Source organism: Nannocystis bainbridge, assembly GCF_028368995.1.
In the GTDB taxonomy this organism is placed as follows: domain Bacteria; phylum Myxococcota_A; class Polyangia; order Nannocystales; family Nannocystaceae; genus Nannocystis; species Nannocystis bainbridge.
Genome location: NZ_JAQNDL010000001.1, coordinates 1,738,113 through 1,753,410 on the forward strand (window position 1 = coordinate 1,738,113; position 15,298 = coordinate 1,753,410).

11 protein-coding genes are annotated in these 15,298 nt (G+C 72.5%); all 11 read left to right on the plus strand.

Translation table 11 applies throughout. From position 1 onward, the window contains the following. The first annotated feature begins 294 nt into the window (after positions 1-294). The 11 genes from POL25_RS06750 to POL25_RS06800 all read left to right on the plus strand — a co-directional run bounded on the left by POL25_RS06750 (position 295) and on the right by POL25_RS06800 (position 15,001). Complete coding sequence (locus POL25_RS06750; RefSeq protein ID WP_272085074.1) at positions 295-864, plus strand: hypothetical protein; 570 nt, start codon at positions 295-297, stop codon at positions 862-864. 133 nt (positions 865-997) lie between these two features. Next, the gene (locus POL25_RS06755) at positions 998-1,540 is read left to right on the plus strand and encodes a sigma-70 family RNA polymerase sigma factor (RefSeq protein WP_272085075.1); all 543 of its coding nucleotides are present in this window, start codon (positions 998-1,000) and stop codon (positions 1,538-1,540) included. 3 nt (positions 1,541-1,543) lie between these two features. Continuing rightward, the gene (locus POL25_RS06760; protein WP_272085076.1) at positions 1,544-3,772 is read left to right on the plus strand and encodes a serine/threonine-protein kinase; all 2,229 of its coding nucleotides are present in this window, start codon (positions 1,544-1,546) and stop codon (positions 3,770-3,772) included. Between the two features lie 238 nt (positions 3,773-4,010). Next, a complete protein-coding gene (locus POL25_RS06765) occupies positions 4,011-5,222 on the plus strand; it encodes a hypothetical protein (protein WP_272085077.1) in 1,212 nt (403 codons plus the stop codon). Between the two features lie 106 nt (positions 5,223-5,328). Next, positions 5,329-5,751 carry a hypothetical protein gene (locus tag POL25_RS06770; protein ID WP_272085078.1) on the plus strand — a complete coding sequence of 141 codons (423 nt, stop codon included), beginning with the start codon at positions 5,329-5,331 and terminating at the stop codon, positions 5,749-5,751. A gap of 633 nt (positions 5,752-6,384) precedes the next feature. Continuing rightward, positions 6,385-6,834: a hypothetical protein gene (locus tag POL25_RS06775; RefSeq protein WP_272085079.1), complete on the plus strand. Its 450-nt coding sequence runs from the start codon at positions 6,385-6,387 to the stop codon at positions 6,832-6,834. 224 nt (positions 6,835-7,058) lie between these two features. Next, positions 7,059-9,134 (plus strand): ATP-binding cassette domain-containing protein, encoded by a 2,076-nt coding sequence (locus tag POL25_RS06780; protein ID WP_272085080.1) that lies wholly within the window; start codon positions 7,059-7,061, stop codon positions 9,132-9,134. Then, positions 9,131-10,453, plus strand: a complete 1,323-nt coding sequence (locus POL25_RS06785; protein ID WP_272085081.1) for an HlyD family secretion protein — start codon at positions 9,131-9,133, stop codon at positions 10,451-10,453. Before POL25_RS06780 ends, POL25_RS06785 begins: the two co-directional genes overlap by 4 nt. Before the next feature lie 226 nt (positions 10,454-10,679). Further along, positions 10,680-12,194, plus strand: coding sequence for a TolC family protein (locus POL25_RS06790; RefSeq protein ID WP_272085082.1), 1,515 nt, complete (start codon positions 10,680-10,682; stop codon positions 12,192-12,194). Between the two features lie 36 nt (positions 12,195-12,230). After that, a complete protein-coding gene (locus POL25_RS44165; RefSeq protein WP_272085083.1) occupies positions 12,231-14,309 on the plus strand; it encodes an ATP-binding cassette domain-containing protein in 2,079 nt (692 codons plus the stop codon). A 278-nt stretch (positions 14,310-14,587) separates the two neighbouring features. Further along, complete coding sequence (locus POL25_RS06800; protein WP_272085084.1) at positions 14,588-15,001, plus strand: hypothetical protein; 414 nt, start codon at positions 14,588-14,590, stop codon at positions 14,999-15,001. Positions 15,002-15,298: the final 297 nt, after the last annotated feature.

Here is a 15,298-nt window from a genome sequence, read left to right on the forward strand (position 1 = left end):
CCCCGGTGCTCGGGCCCGACCAACCCGCAGGCCCTGGTCGACGCGATCGAAGCGTCCGACGACTGCGACTTTTTAAAAAGGGCCGCGCGCCGAATGGGTCATGCGCCCGGACTTCGTTTCACCTGTGGCCGCAGAGCCCCGGCCGGGGTTTGCCGATTCGGCGCGGAATCGCCAACCAAGAAATTCGCGGCACCTCGAACAATTCGTGAGCCGGTTCGCCGGCCCTTCTCGCCTTCCCCTGTGAGCGCGGCGATCGCCGCCGCGAACAACGGAAAGCGAGACACGATGCGACGCATGATCTTGGGTTCGGTATTGATGATGACGTGGGCCAATTTCGGGTGTGACGTCGAGCCGCCGGAGGGCGAGGCGCTGCAGGTCGAAGGGGCCGCCGACGAGCTCGCGGCCGCCGAGGGCGACGATCCGGTCCAGGGCCAGCCCCTGCCCGGCCCCGTCGATTTGACCACCCCGGTGCAGGCCACGGGCGCCAACTACTTCGTCCCTGTCGGCACCCACGAGACCTTCAACTGCAGCAAGATCGCCGGCTGGGTCAAGGACGGCGACACCACCGCCCCGACCTGGGTGACCATCCATCGCGACGCGCCCTATCCCTATGGCGAGCCGATCGCCACCGTCACCGCCGACCTCTATCGCAGCGACCTGCCGTTCGGCGACAAGAACCACGGCTTTTCCATCAACACCCCGGCCTCGCTCAAGACCGGTTATACTGAGACGATCTATATCCACGGGATCAACGTCGACGCCAACGGCGACTGGGACGTGACCGCCAACAGCCCCCTGCTCAGCCAGACCGGCAAGAGCATCTGCTGCGGCGTCGGTTGCCTGAAGCCGGACGTGCAGAACTAGCCCCCGGCGGGCGATCCGTCGCAGCGGCGACGGGTCGCCCGCGCTGTGGCCACCGCGTGATTCCCCTCTGGGGCCCTCGTACGTTTTCCCCCATGCTCATGCTGCGATGCCGGACCGCGAGCCTGCGATGGACATGACGGTTTTGCTAAGGGCGTGGAGCTCGGGCGAGGAGCGGGCCCGCGAGGCCCTCATCGCCATGGTCTACGGTCAGCTGCGGAGCATCGCTCGCCGGCAGCTGCGGCGCGAGCGACACAATCACACCTTGCAGCCCACCGCCGTCGTCCACGAGGCCTACGCGCGGCTGATGGCCCACGACCCGATCGCCTGGCAGGACCGGCGCCATTTCTTCGCCGTCATCACCCGGGCCATGCGCCACGTGTTGGTCGACCACGCGCGGGCGCGCCTGGCCGGCAAGCGCGACGGCGGCGTGATCGAGGGCTGGGACGACGTCGCCACCGAGGTCGGCCTCGTGCGCGCGCCCGAGCTGCTGGCGATCGACGAAGCGCTGACCCAGCTCGCCGCCATCGACCCGCACAAGGCCCAACTGGTCCAGCTGCGGTTCTTCGGCGGCCTCTCGCTCGAGGAGACCGCCGAGCTGCTCGGCTGCTCGCGCGCCACCGTGGTCCGCGACTGGCGGATGGCGCGGGCCTGGCTGTTCCGCGAGCTCGGACGGTGAGCCATGAACGATCGCTGGCAGCAGCTCGAAGCGCTCGTGCAGGCCGCCCTCGATTGCTCCGTCGAGCGCCGCGGCGCCGTCGTGGCCGGCCTCACCGACGACCTCGACTTGCGCGCCGAGGCGCTCGAGCTGGCCGACGCCCACGACCGCGCCGGTGATTTCCTCGAGCCGTCGTCCGAGCCGCCGGACCCGACCGCCATCGGCCCCTACCGCGTGATCCGCCGCCTCGGCAGCGGCGGCATGGGCGACGTCTATCTGGCCCGCCGCGACGACCAGGAGTTCGCGCGCGACGTCGCCGTCAAGCTGCTCGCGCCGGGGCTCTACGGCCGCGATTTCGTGCGCCGCTTCCGCGCCGAGCGCCAGATCCTCGCCCGCCTCGATCACCCCAACATCGCCCGCCTCCACGACGGCGGCGCCCACTTCGACGGCCGGCCCTACCTGGTGATGGAGCTCGTCGAGGGCGTGCCGCTCGACCGCTTCTGCGAGCAGCGGCGCCTCGGGCTGAGCGAGCGTCTGGGGCTCGTGCTCGCGGTGTGCGACGCCGTCGACTACGCCCATCATCGCCTCGTCCTCCACCTCGATCTCAAGCCCGAGAACATCCTCGTCATGGCTGACGGCGCCCCCAAGCTGCTCGATTTCGGGGTCGCCAAGCTGATCGATCCAGCCAGCGCCGCCACCCTGCACACCACCCGTACCGGCCCGCGCCCGCACACCCCCCATTACGCCAGCCCCGAGCAGCGCGCCGGCGGCTCGCTCACCACCGCCAGCGACGTCTACTCGCTCGGCGTCGTGCTCTACCGGCTGCTCAGCGGTCGGCTGCCGCACCCCGAGGTCGGCGCGGGCGACAGCGCCTCCTCGCCCCTGCCGCGCCGGCCGAGCGCCCCCGATCCGCACGGAGCGATCCACGACACCGGCGAGCCCGAGCTCACGGCGCGGCTGCGTCGGCAGCTCGCGGGCGACCTCGACGCGATCGTGCTCAAGGCCCTGCGCCACGAGCCCGCGCTGCGCTACGACACCGTCGACAAGCTGGCCGAGGACCTCCGCCGCCATCGCCGGGGCCTGCCCGTGCTGGCGCGCCAGGGCACCTTCCGCTACCGCGCCGGCAAGCTCGTGCGCCGGCACGCGCGCGCGCTGATCGTGGCCGCGCTGGGCCTCGCGCTGCTGGTCGGCTTCTCCGTCGCCATGACGATCCAGGCCGCACGGCTCGCGGAGGAGCGGCGCACCGCCGAGACCATCGGCGCCTTCCTCGTCGACCTCGTCACCCACGCGCCCAGCGACGACACCCTCGCGCGCGAGCTCACCGTCGGCCAGATCCTCGACTATGGCCGCAGCCTGCTCGCGCAGCCGCACGTGTACGCGAGCCCCGAGATCGACACCGAGCTGCGCATCGTGCTGGCGCGGCTGCTCCGCAGCGCCGAGCAGCACGACGAGGCCGAGGCGCTGCTGCAGCGGGCGCTCGCCGATCGCCTGGCGCAGCGCGGCGAGGGTCATGGCGACGTCGCCGAGGTCCGGCTCGAGCTCGGGCGGCTGAGCTTCGAGCGCGACCGCGAGGCCGAGGCCGAGCGCGAGCTGGTGCCCGCGCTCGCGGTCCTCGAGCGTGAGCGCGACCTGGCCGACCGCGACATCGTCACCGCGCGGCTCCTCATGACCCAGGTGTCGCCCCTGCAGCGGAACATGAACGACCCCGCGCCGCTGCTGGACCGCGCGCTCGCGCCATTGGCCGCCCGTGCCGTCACCACGCGCGACCACCTCGACCTTTTGACGCTCCGCAACTTCCGCGCTCTGCTGGTCCGGCGCGTCGACCTCGAAGCCGCCATCCTCGAGCTCGAGGCGATCGTCGCCGAGTTCACCGCGCGCGGCCTGCCGCCCTACCCCGGCCTCACCCAGTCGCTCATGGACCTCGGCACCTCGTACCGCTGGGCCGGTCGGCCGCGCGAGGCCATCGCCACCTTCGAGCGCGCGCTGCGGATCCACGACGAGGGCCAGGACCTCCCGCCGTGGCACCGGCTGCCGTTCGAGATCGGCCTGGCCCGGGCCCACCGCGCCGCGGGCGATCGCGTCGCCAGCGAGCGCATCCTCCGGCGGGCGCTCGCGCTGTCGGTCGCCAGCCTCCACGAGAACCACGAGGAGACCCGCATCATCGCCAGCTACCTCGGCGACGAGCTGCGCGACGCGGGCCGCCTCGCCGAGCTCGCGGCCCACGAGCGCCGGTTCCCGCCGCGGGGGCATTGACTGCGACACCCACGAATCGGGCCGCCGGCGGACGCCCCTTATTTATGTCCCCCGGGACATGTCCGATCGGTCATCCACGAAGCATGGCCCGCGGCTCCGCAAGCGCAGAGCAGGTCACCCCCGAGCGCGCGGCCGCCGTGATGCGCGGCGCGGTCTCACGGGACGTCGCTCGCAATCGGCCATGGTCGCGCGATTCCGCGGCTTCGTCGCGCCCGTCGTTCTCGGGTATTTTGCCGCGATGATCGTGCGCCTCCTCGGGCCCTCGTGCATCGCCGCCGGCCTCGTCCTCACCGGTTGCGGCGACGACGGCGGCCGCGGCGACAGCACCGCGACGACGCAGCCGGGCACCGCCTCGACCGCGAGCCCCACGAGCGAGCCGACGACCTCGACGTCCTCGACGTCTTCGACCTCCTCGACCACCGCGCTGCCGACCGGCACCACCGACGACACCGCGACGACCGGGCCGGTCGCGACCACCACGACCGACGCGACCAGCACGACGACCACCGGCGCGAGCACGACCCTCGACACCGAGGGCACCACTGGCAGTTGCCTCGACGTCCTGCCGACCCCGGCCGGGCCCGAGGCCGTGCTCGCGGCCGAGTACGCCGCCGATTACGTCGCCTACGACCTCGGCCCGGTGCCCAGGGACGGCGGCGGCGTGCTGCCGCGGCTCGGCGGCCTCGTCGTGTTCCCCGACGATCCGCTCATGGCCTACGTCGTCGGTCCCTCGGAGGTCGACGCCGCCGAGCTGCACGTGGTGCCGCTCGAGCGTGGCCCGTGCGGCCACATCATCGGCTTCGGGGGCGGCGCGGTGAAGCTGCTCGGCTCGCCCTACCTCGACCTGATGACCAATGGCCCGAAGGGGGTCGTGTTCATCTCGCACTACCCGACCAACATGCTGTCGCAGATCGTGCCTGGCGCCCCGGCGCTGGCCAGCACCATCGATCTCGGGCCGCTCGGCGTCGAGGCCACGTGGAGCCCGGGCGGCCTCAACTTCGTGCCGCCCGGCTACCCCGACGCCGGCATGCTGCGGATCATGGGCTACCCGTACATGCAACAGAACTCGGTGATGGGCTCGTGGTACCGCGCCGACATCACTTACAACGGCACGTCCTACGACATCGCCCCGGTCGAGAAGACGGTCGAGCTCCCGGGCGGCCCCGGCGGGTTCGCGTACATCCCCGCGGGCTCGCCCGGGTTCCCCGAGCAGCGCATCATGGTCACCGAGTGGCTGACCCAGCCGCGCCGCGTCTCCTCCTACGCTGTCGACGCCGAGGGCGACCCGATCGTCGACTCGCACAAGCCGTTCTTCGAGTCGTTCGTCAACCCGTGGGGCTCGTACTTCGAGCCCGAGACCGGCGATTACATCTTCCTGCAGTGGGAGGCCCAGCCGGACCACGTGTATATCGTCCAGGGCTTCGTGCCCCCGCCGCCGATCCCCGGGTGAGCGGGCCGCAGCGATGACTCCGCGACGACTTCCGCGCGCCCTCCTGGCACAGTCCTGAAGTCGCGCCCCGCGGCGCCCGTCGGCCCGTGGTACAGTGCCTGCAATCATGGCGTCGAGCTCGAGCGGGACCATGCGGCTGACGCGAGAGGGGGACATCGTCCATCTCCAGATCTGCGGCCCGCTCGACCTCGGCCGGGCCACGCAGATGCTCGAGCTCGTGGGCCAGGTCCAGCGCGAGACGGGCCGGGCCTACCTGCTCGCCGACCTGACCCAGCTCGAAGGCATCCCGGCCGATGCGCGGCGCGCCATCGGCGAGTGGAGCAAGACGAATATCGCCACCGCCGCCGCGCTGTACGGGGCCAACTTCGCCGCGCGCACGTTGACGAGCCTGCTGTACCAGGCGGTGCGGATAGTCGGCAACAAGCAGTTCGAGCTGGAGTTCGCCCGCGACGAGGCCGCGGGGCGCCGCTGGCTCGACGCCCATCGCGCCAGCCACGGCGGCGAAGGTCCACGAGGCGAGCCTGCCTGAGATCGATGCGCGTCGGAAGACGCGGGGTCTGGAGAGCTGGGTGACGGCGGGCACGGAGCGGCGTAGCGGTCCCTCGCCACGGCGGGGCCCTCCCAGGCAACGTGCTCGGCGCCCTCGGGCTTCGATGGCAATATGTCTCTTGGGACATGTTCGTATGTGCTTCGGCGATTGAGGGGCATGCGCGCCGGCGTCGGCGTGCCCGCACATGAGAAGGCGTGGCGGCCGGCTCGCCTCGCTCGATGCTCGCGCGCTTGCGAGGACGCGGGTCGCCGCGCTCGCCTCGCGCGCTGTCATCACTCCAGCGCGCTGGTTCCGAGTCGCTCGCCCGCATCGTCACACGACCGACCTGGACCGTCCGAGTTTGTGATGAGCGGGACCCCCGCAGATCGGCCGACTCGCGTCAGTGTCCACGGCGCCGACTGGCACGATCTCGACTCACCCCGGCAGCCTGCATCGGGCGGTGGATGTGGCATCGCGCTCGCGTACACTCGCCCGTGCTTCGCGTCTGCCGCGGTCCTGCTCGCTCGCGCGCGACATGGTTCCATGGGCCCGTCTTGTGGTCGTGAAACCTCGCGCGGACTGGTGCGACATTTGTCCGATCAGGACCTCACGAGAGGCGTCGAGGAGCCGGTCATGCGAGGACCGAATGCACGCCTGCCGCACACCCTGACGTTTCGCCGTGACGAAGCTGCTTTCGGCTGGCGTCGCCTTTGTGGTATCTTTACGCAGTTCATGGCCTCGGCCGCGGCTGCAAAGGGGAGATCGGTGTTGGCGCTGCTCATCGCAGCGTTCACGCTCCTGTTTTCTGCCGCGCCGGACTCGCTCTGGACGGCGGAGCACGGCGCTGATGACAGCACCGTCTCCGTCGCGGGGCAGCATGACGGCTCCCTGGTCTCGCGGCACGAGCAGTCCTCCGTGCCTTCGCCGCGCCGCGATCGGAGCAACCCGGACCCCGTGCGGTTCGACCCTGTCATGGTGGTCGATCACGCATGGGACCCGTGGCCGACGCCGATAACGAGCGTGACCGCCGGGATGCGCCGTATTCGCAGTCAGCACGCGCGTGGCCCGCCGGCCGTCGGCTGACTTCGTGACGCTCGTGGAGCCCTACGCTCCGTGACCGCCGAAGTCCGCGAATCGCAGCCGACGACGACAGCCTGAGAACCAGGTCCCTGGCCACCCTTCGGGTGATACGCGCCATGCCGCATCGACGTGCCGTCGACAGCGCCTTGGGCCGTCACCACTCCTGCGACAACGAGCCCCCCGACGCATGGGGCCACGCCCGAGCCTTGCCCGAAATCGACCCTTCGATGACTGACCAAACGCGAGTGTCCGCCCGCGTGCTCGAGCTCCTCGCGGAGAGCGCCGGCCACGGACTGTCGCTGCACCTGGCCCACGAGGCCGCCCGCAGCGTCCGCTTCAACGACGGCGACTGGCTCGGGCCGGCGGCCAAGGCCCTGCGCCGGGCCGGGCTCAAGGCGTCTCGCTTCGCCTTCGACGGCCCGCGCGAGCTCCTGCGCCTGCGCACGCTCGAGACCCCGGCGGTCACCCGCGTCGGCAAGCGCTGGCTCCTGATGCTCGGCGAGCGCGCCGGCGTGCTCGACCTGCGCGTCGTCGACGACCTCGGCGAGCAGGTGCTGCCGCTGCGCGGGCCGGCGCTGGCCGGCTGGCTCGCCGACCACGGCGCGACCTGGCCGCTGACCTGGCTGGCGGTCGAGCCGCAGCTCATGTACGCCGCCCTGACGCAGGCGCCGACCGACGCGCGCCGGCTGCTGCGGGCCCTCCGGCTCGAGCGCCGCGGGATCTACGTCGTGCTCGTCTACGGCGTCGCCATCGCCGCGGCCTCGCTCGCCGTCCCGCTGGCCACCCAGGCGCTGGTCAACACGATCTCGGCCACGGCGATGCTCGACCAGATCGTGATCCTGGCGATCTTGCTGGCGTTGACGCTGAGCGCGGTCGCGTTCCTGCGGGTGCTGCAGCTGGTGGCCGTCGAGCGGATCCACCGCCGCTGGTGGGTGCGCGGCGCGACCGACTGGATCCGGCGCATGGGCCAGACGTCGCGCGCGGCCCGGCAGTCGGCCTCGACCCGCGACCTGACCAACCGCTTCCTCGACGTCGCCATGCTGCAAAAAGACGTCGCGGCGCTGCTGCTGAACGGCTCGTCGCTGGTGCTGGTGATGCTGGCCAGCCTGGTGCTGCTGGGCTTCTACCACCCGGTCCTGCTGGCCTTCGACGCGGTGCTGATCTTCAGCATCGGCGCCGTCCTGCTCGCCGGCATCGGCGCGACCGCCGGGGCCAAGCGCGAGGCCAGCGCGCGCTGGGCCGTGTTCGCGTGGATGGACGAGGTCGCCGGCGGCCGCCTCACCTTCTCGAACCCCCGCGGCCGCGCCCTCGCCGACGGCCGCGGCGAGTTCCTGATCCGCGACTGGCTGGACGCGCGCGGCCGCTACTTCAAGCCGCTGCTCCGCCACGTGATCGCCGGCGCCGGCCTCGAGGTCATCGCCACCGTCGCGGTGCTGGCGATCGGCGGCTCGCTGGTGATCCAGGGCGAGCTCGAGCTCGGCCAGCTGGTGGCGGCCTCGGTCCTGGTGTCGCAGATCGGCTCCGGCGTCGGCCGCCTCGGCCGCCAGCTCGACCCGATCTACGAGGGCATCGCCTCGGTCGCGTCGATGGGCAAGGCCCTCGACGCCGACCTCGAGCCGAGCGGCGGCGAGGTCCTGCCGCGCCGCCCCGTCCCGCTCGGGCTCGAGCTGGTCGACGACGCCGGCACCGTGGTCCTGGCCCTCAAGCCCGGCGAGCGCGCGGCGCTGGTCGGCGCCACCGACAGCCACAGCCGCGTGCTCGACCTGATCTACGGGTTCTTCGGCCGCACCTGGCTGCCGAACCTGTCGGCCCGGCTCGACGGCCACGACGTGCACCTGCTCGAGCTCGAGAGCCTGCGCGACCAGGTCGCGCTGGTCCGCGGCGGCGAGATCGTGGCCACCACCGCGCTGCAGAACCTCGTCGGCGCCAACTGGACCGGCCACGCCTCCGAGCTCGATACACTGCTCGACCTCGTCGACCTCCAGCCCGCGCTGCAGCGGCTCCCCAACGCCCTGCAAGAGGAGCTGCTGCCCGACGGCGACGCCGGTCCGCTGACCGAGACCGAGGTCCGCCGGGTCGTGCTGGTGCGAGCCCTGATCGCCGCCCCGCGGCTGCTGCTGCTCGACCTCGGGCTCGACCGCCTCGGCCTGGCGGCCCCGCGGCGCGCCGCCCTGCTCGACTGGATCTTCGACCGCCGCCGACCGTGGACCGTGCTCGTCGTCACCGACAGCGTCCACAGCCGCGACATCCTGGCCCGCTGCGACCAACAACAAGCGATCCGTATCGGAGGGAGCGAGCGATGAGCGCACCCCATTTGACCCCCTTGTTCGACACCACCCGCACCAGCCTGCTGTCGGTCCGCCAGCCGCACAGCACCCGCGTCGCGGTGATGCTGCTCGGCCTCGCGCTGGTCCTCGGGGCCGCGGCGCTGATCGTCGTGCCGTGGCAGCAGAGCGTGCCGACCCAGGGCCGCGTCATCGCCTACGCCCCGCTCGACCGCCAGACCTCGATCGAGGCGCCGATCGACGGCCGCCTGCAGACCTGGCACGTCGAGGAGGGCTCGCACGTCAAGGCCGGCGACCCGATCGCCGACATCAGCGACAACGACCCGGAGATCCTGGCCCGCCTCGAGCGCGAGCGCCTGGCGATCGAGTCGCGCCGGCTGGCCTCGCAGAGCGCGGTCGAGGTCAACCGGGCCAAGATCGCGGCGCTCGAGATGAGCGAGACGGCCCAGTCGTCGTCCGCCGGGCTGCGGGCCAAGATGGGCCACGACCGCCTCGACGCCGCCCAGCGGGCCGTCGACGCCGCGGTCTCGGCCAACGAGACCGCCAAGCTCAACCTCACCCGCACCGAGGCGCTGTTCAAAGAGGGCCTGGCCTCGACCCGCGAGCACGAGCTCGCCCGGCTCGAGGTCGACACCAGCTCGGCCTCGCTCGACACCGCCAAGGCCGAGTACAAGGCCGCCCAGCGCGAGATCGGGGCGCTCGAGGCCGACGCCGACGCCGTCGCCACCACCGCCCAGGCGACCATCCAGGAGGCCCGCAGCGCCCTCGCCGACGCCGAGAGCAACATGGCCGCGGCCGACGCCGACCTGGTCCAGCTCGAGGTCCGGTTCGCCCGCCAGCGGCGCATGAAGATCGTCGCCCCGCGCGACGGCACGGTCCTCAAGCTGGTCGGCCGCCACGGCACCGACATGGTCGCCGCCGGCGACGTGATCGCGACCTTCGTGCCCGACATGGGCGCGACCGCGGTCGAGCTGTGGGCGTCCGGCCGCGACGGCCCGCTGATCTCGGCCGGCCGCAAGGTCCGCCTGCAGTTCGAGGGCTGGCCGGCGGTGCAGTTCGTCGGCTGGCCGTCGGTCGCCGTCGGCACCTTCGGCGGCGAGGTCGTGTTCGTCGACGCCATGGCCAGCGAGGACGGCCGCTACCGCGTCGTCGTGCTGCCCGATCCCGACGATCTGCCGTGGCCCGAGAGCCGCTGGCTGCGCCAGGGCGTGCGCGCCAACGGCTGGGTCCTGCTCGAGCGCGTCCGCCTCGGCTTCGAGCTGTGGCGCCAGATCAACGGCTTCCCGCCGGCCCTCGGCACCCCGCCCGAGTCGCAACCCTCCCAAACGAGCACGTGAGATGTCGACGCGAACCCTGCGACTCGCGAGCGCGGCCCTCCTGGGCGCCGGCCTGGTGGTGCCCGTCTCGGCAGCAGCCGCGGCGACCCCGCCCGCGACGGCCTCGACCCGGACAACCCCGGCCCCGACCCCGCCCCCCGGCCTCGCGCCGGCCCCGACCCCGACGGCCCCGACCCCCTCCCCGGTCCCGCGCGGCCGCACGCCGGCCACCATCCCTGAGAACCCGGTGCGAGAGGCCACCCGCGACCCCTCGCGCGACACCACACGCGACACCACGCGCGATCCGCCGCGGACCCCGGCGTGGGAGCCCGAGCCGCGCGAGCGGGCCGAGGAGGCCGCGCCGAAGGAGCGCCGCGGCCGGGTGCTGACATTGGCCGAGGTGCTCGACAGCGTCGAGCAACGCGACCCGCGGATGGAGGCCGCCGAGCTCGGGATCCGCGGCGCGGAGGGCCAGGCCCGCTCGGCCCGCGGCACCTACGACCCGGTCCTGCGCGGCCGCGCCACGCTCGAGCCGATGTTCCGCAACGCCATCCTCGACACCCGCGTCGAGCAGCCGACGCCGCTGTGGGGCATGACCGCGTGGGTCGGCTGGCAGGTCGGCGTCGGCCGGCGGCCCTACTACAACACCACCCTCGACAGCATCCTCGACATCGACGACCGCGTCGGCAGCCGCGACGTGCGCTCGACCGCCGGCACCCTGACGGCCGGGCTCACGCTGCCGCTGTGGCGCGACCGCAGCATCGACCGCCGGCGCGCCAACATCCGCCAGTCGAAGATGGAGACCGAGCGCATGCAGGAGGCCCGCGACGCCCGCCTGCTCGAGCTCGAGATCGAGGCGGCCACCAAGTACTGGACCTGGGTCGCCAACGGGCTCCGCCTCGAGATCGAGATGATGCTGCTCGACCTGGCGCAGACCCGCGACGAGGCGCTGCAGCGGCGCATCGAGCTCGGCGCCCTCGACCCGCTGGCCGGCGTCGACAACCAGCGCCTGATCCTCGACCGCGAGGGCCGCGTGGTCACGGCCGAGCGCGCGTTCCAGCAGGCCGGGCTCGAGCTGTCGCTGTACCTGCGCGACGCCAACGGCCAGCCGGTCGTGCCCGACCCCAACCGCCTGCCGAGCCGCCTGCCCGAGATGGTCAGCCCGGAGGCCGGCGGCAACATCGAGAGCGAGATCGGCGAGGCGCTCGAGCGCCGGCCCGACCGCAAGGCCCGCATGTTCCTCCGCTCGCAGGCCGAGGTCGAGCTGCGCTGGGCCAAGAACCAGCGCGCGCCGCGGGTCGAGCTGTCGGCCTGGGCCTCGCGCTACATGGGCCGGCCGCTGATCCCGGCCTTCACCCGCAACGGCGCGGTAGTCTCGCTGCTGTTCGAGATCCCGATCCCGCTGCGAGCGTCCCGCGGCCAGCTCGAGGCGACCCGCGCGGCCGCCGAGAGCGTCGCCGCCGAGCTGCGCTTCCTCGACGACACGATCGCCGTGGCGATCCGCGACGGCCACTCCGCGCTGGTCGCCGCCTACCGCCGCGCCCGCCTGGCCAACCGCGAGGTCGAGCTGTCACGCCAGCTCGCGGCCTCCGAGTACCGCCGGTTCCAGCTCGGCGCCGGCGACCTGCTGCTCGTCAACCTGCGCGAGGTCGCCAGCGCCGACGCGGCCAACAACGAGATCCAGGCCGTCGCCGACTACTTCGTCGCCAAGGCGACGCTCGAGGTCTCGCTCGGGCGGGGCGTCCAGTCCGTGGCGCCGTGAGCCCTTCCGCCAATCCGCAAGTTCGAGAGGTCATCCGTGGAGCCGACACTGCAGACCAGCGTGGATGAAGCCGCACCGATCCCCGCGCGCGTGTTCCAGCTGCTCGCCGCGGCGACCGAGCAGAAGCTCGCGCCGCCGCCGACGCACGCGCCTCGCGAGGCGTTCGGGCTCGAGGCGTGGGACGTCGGCGCCGCCCGGGCGGTCCAGCAGGCGGGCCTCAAGGCCGCCCGCTTCAACATCGAGACCGCCGACGACCTGGCGCGCCTGTGCGCCCTCGATGCCCCGGCGTTCTCCCTGATCGGCGGCCGCTGGGTCGTGCTGCTCGGGACCCGCCGCGGCGCGCTCGACCTGGTGGTGATCGACGGCCGCAGCGAACGCCGCCAGCGCGTGCGCCCGGCCGAGCTGATGGCGTGGATGCAGCCCCGCGGAGCGCCGCGCCCGAGCCACCCGTGGCTGGCGATCGAGCCGCGGATGATGCTGGCGCCGCTGTCGTTCCCGCCGACCGAGTTCATCCGGTTGATGCGGACCTTCGTGCTCGAGAAGCGCGACGTGTACGTCATCAGCGTCTACGGCGCGGTCATGGCGGTCGTCTCGCTGGCGGTCCCGATCTCGGCCCAGGCGCTCGTCAACACCATCTCGGTCAACGCGCTGGCGCAGCCGATCTTGATGCTCTCGGTCATGTTGATGGTGGCCCTCGGCGCGATCGCGGTGCTGCGCGTGATGCAGTTCACGGTCGCCGAGCGGATCTACCGCCGCCTGTGGGTGCGCGGCGTGGCCGACTGGATCCGCCGCACGTCCCGGGCCTCGCGAGAGTCGCGGCAGGAGATCTCGAACCGCGAGCTGTGCAACCGCTACATGGACATGCCGATCTTGCAGAAGGACTTCTGGTCGCTGCTGCTCGACGGCACCTCGCTGACGATGGTGAGCGGGGCCAGCCTGGTGCTGCTGGCGTTCTATCACCCGCTGCTGCTCGCGTTCGACGTCGTGCTGCTGGTCGGCATCGCCCTCGTGATGCTCGCGGGCCTCGGCGCCGAGGGGCGCGCGGTCTACGAGTCCCACACCAAGTGGTCGCTGTTCGGCTGGATCGACGACATCGGCAACATGCGGATCGCGTTCTCGAACCCGCGCGGGCGGGCGCTGGCCGACGCCCAGGGCGAGGTGCTGGTGCGCAACTGGCTGCAGGCGCGCGGCAGCTATTACTCGACCCTGCTGCGCCACATCGTCACCGGCGCCGCGCTCGAGGTGCTGGCGACCGTCGGCGTGCTGGCGATCGGCGGCTGGCTGGTGATCTCGCGCGAGCTGACGCTCGGCCAGCTGGTGGCGGCGTCGGTGCTGGTGTCGCAGATCGGCGCCGGGGTCCGCGGCCTCGGGCAGCAGCTCGACCCGATCTACGAGGGCGTGGCCGCGATCGAGACCCTCGGCCGCACGCTCGACGCCAAGCTCGAGCCGCTCGGCGGCGAGGTCCTGCCGACGCTGGCGGGGCCGATGGCGGTCGACCTCAGCGTCGAACACACGCAGCTGGCGATCGAGCCCGGCCAGCGCGTCGGCCTGGTCGGCGGCAACGACGGCCACAGCCGCGTGCTCGACCTGCTCTACGGGCTCTACGACCGCAAGCCGCCGGTGACGCTGGCGGGCCGCCTCGACGGCCGCGACGTCGCCCAGCTCGAGCTCGACAGCCTGCGCGGGCAGGTGGCCCTGGTCCGCGGCGGCGAGCTCGTGGGCGCGTCGCTGCTCGAGAACCTGGTCGGCCCCGACTGGCAGGGCGACCACACCGAGCTCGACGAGCTGCTCGACCTCGTCGACCTCCGCACCACCGTGCTCGCCCTGCCCGGCGGCCTCGATCAAGAGCTGCTGCCCGACGGCGACGGCGGCCAGCTGAGCGAGGCGCAGATCCGCCGGGTGGTGCTGCTGCGCGCGCTGGTCACCCAGCCCCGCCTGCTGCTGATCGATCAGGGCCTCGACCGGCTCGACCTCACCCCGCCGCAGCGCACGGCCCTGCTCGACTGGGTCTTCGACCGCGCCCGCCCGTGGACCCTGCTCGTCGTCACCGACAGCGTCGAGAGCGACGAGCTGCTGGCCCGCTGCGACATGCAGCACGCGCTCGACGCGGCGTGAACGACGGCGGCGCTGCCCCCGAGGCAGCGCCGACTTCGAGAGGCGCGACTGCTCGCGGTCTTCGGAGCATCGACCTGGTGACCGGCCTCGTCCCGGTCGGCGCGCCCGTCGCAGCCGTCGAAGCTCGGCGCAGTGACTCATCGCGCGGGTCGGGCCGGCTTCGCCGACCACCCTCCGGCGCGACGCTGATGGGTCGTCGAACGAGCGAGCAGCACCGAGCGCCGCGCCGCGCCGCCTGCAGGTTGACGGCGGGTCCGCGGGTCGCTCATCGTCGGAGCATGGCTTGGATCGCGCTGCCCCTTGTCTTGTCCCTGGTCGCCCCCGCCCCGCCGCCGCAGGCCGAGGGTCCACCGCTCGACGCATGGGAGCTCGCGCAGCGCGACAAGCAGATCAAGCTCGGGTGGGAGCAGCGTGAGCGCCGGCTCAAGTTCGGGACCGGGCTTTTCGGCGTGTTGACGGGCGTGTCACTGGTCTCGGCCGCGGCGCTCATCCCGCTGTCGGGCAGCAGCGATCCCAGCTTCGATTGCGTCGGAAGATGCCCGCCAGATCCGATGATGACCACGGGCATCGTCATGGCGGTCGTCTGCACCGGCTCGATCGCGGCGACAGCCGTGCTCGGCGTCAAGCTGACCCGGCACCGACGCGCTCGCCCGGTCCAGGTCGGTCTCGGGGGCCTTCGCGTGGCGTTCTGAGCATCGCCGACCGCCGTCGCCGCGCGAGTCCGTCGTCGCGCGCAGCTCGCTCGTCGCTCGCTGCAGCGGCCCGGGTCACGTCGAGCTCGGCGATTGCCGATGCAGTTGCGTGCGCCGGTCCGTCCTCGCGCACAGATCGACCCGGCGACGATCGCTGCCGAGGTTCGCGTTCGCTGAGGATCAGAGCGGGCTGCTTCGCCAGCGATGCGGCGGCTTCGCGCGACCGGATTAAATGCCGCGAGCCGGTCGCCCAGGGGTGAGGGGCGACCGGCTCGCGGTGGGGTCAGTTCGGCCAGG

What these genes read in the sequence shown, in the direction of transcription:
- POL25_RS06780 (WP_272085080.1), top strand. Translation starts at nt 7,059, where the DNA reads ATGACTGACCAAACGCGAGTGTCCGCCCGCGTGCTCGAGCTCCTCGCG.
- POL25_RS06800 (WP_272085084.1), top strand. Translation starts at nt 14,588, where the DNA reads ATGGCTTGGATCGCGCTGCCCCTTGTCTTGTCCCTGGTCGCCCCCGCC.
- POL25_RS06760 (WP_272085076.1), top strand. Translation starts at nt 1,544, where the DNA reads ATGAACGATCGCTGGCAGCAGCTCGAAGCGCTCGTGCAGGCCGCCCTC.
- POL25_RS06770 (WP_272085078.1), top strand. Translation starts at nt 5,329, where the DNA reads ATGGCGTCGAGCTCGAGCGGGACCATGCGGCTGACGCGAGAGGGGGAC.
- POL25_RS06775 (WP_272085079.1), top strand. Translation starts at nt 6,385, where the DNA reads ATGCGAGGACCGAATGCACGCCTGCCGCACACCCTGACGTTTCGCCGT.
- POL25_RS06755 (WP_272085075.1), top strand. Translation starts at nt 998, where the DNA reads ATGACGGTTTTGCTAAGGGCGTGGAGCTCGGGCGAGGAGCGGGCCCGC.
- POL25_RS06750 (WP_272085074.1), top strand. Translation starts at nt 295, where the DNA reads ATGATCTTGGGTTCGGTATTGATGATGACGTGGGCCAATTTCGGGTGT.
- POL25_RS06765 (WP_272085077.1), top strand. Translation starts at nt 4,011, where the DNA reads ATGATCGTGCGCCTCCTCGGGCCCTCGTGCATCGCCGCCGGCCTCGTC.
- POL25_RS06785 (WP_272085081.1), top strand. Translation starts at nt 9,131, where the DNA reads ATGAGCGCACCCCATTTGACCCCCTTGTTCGACACCACCCGCACCAGC.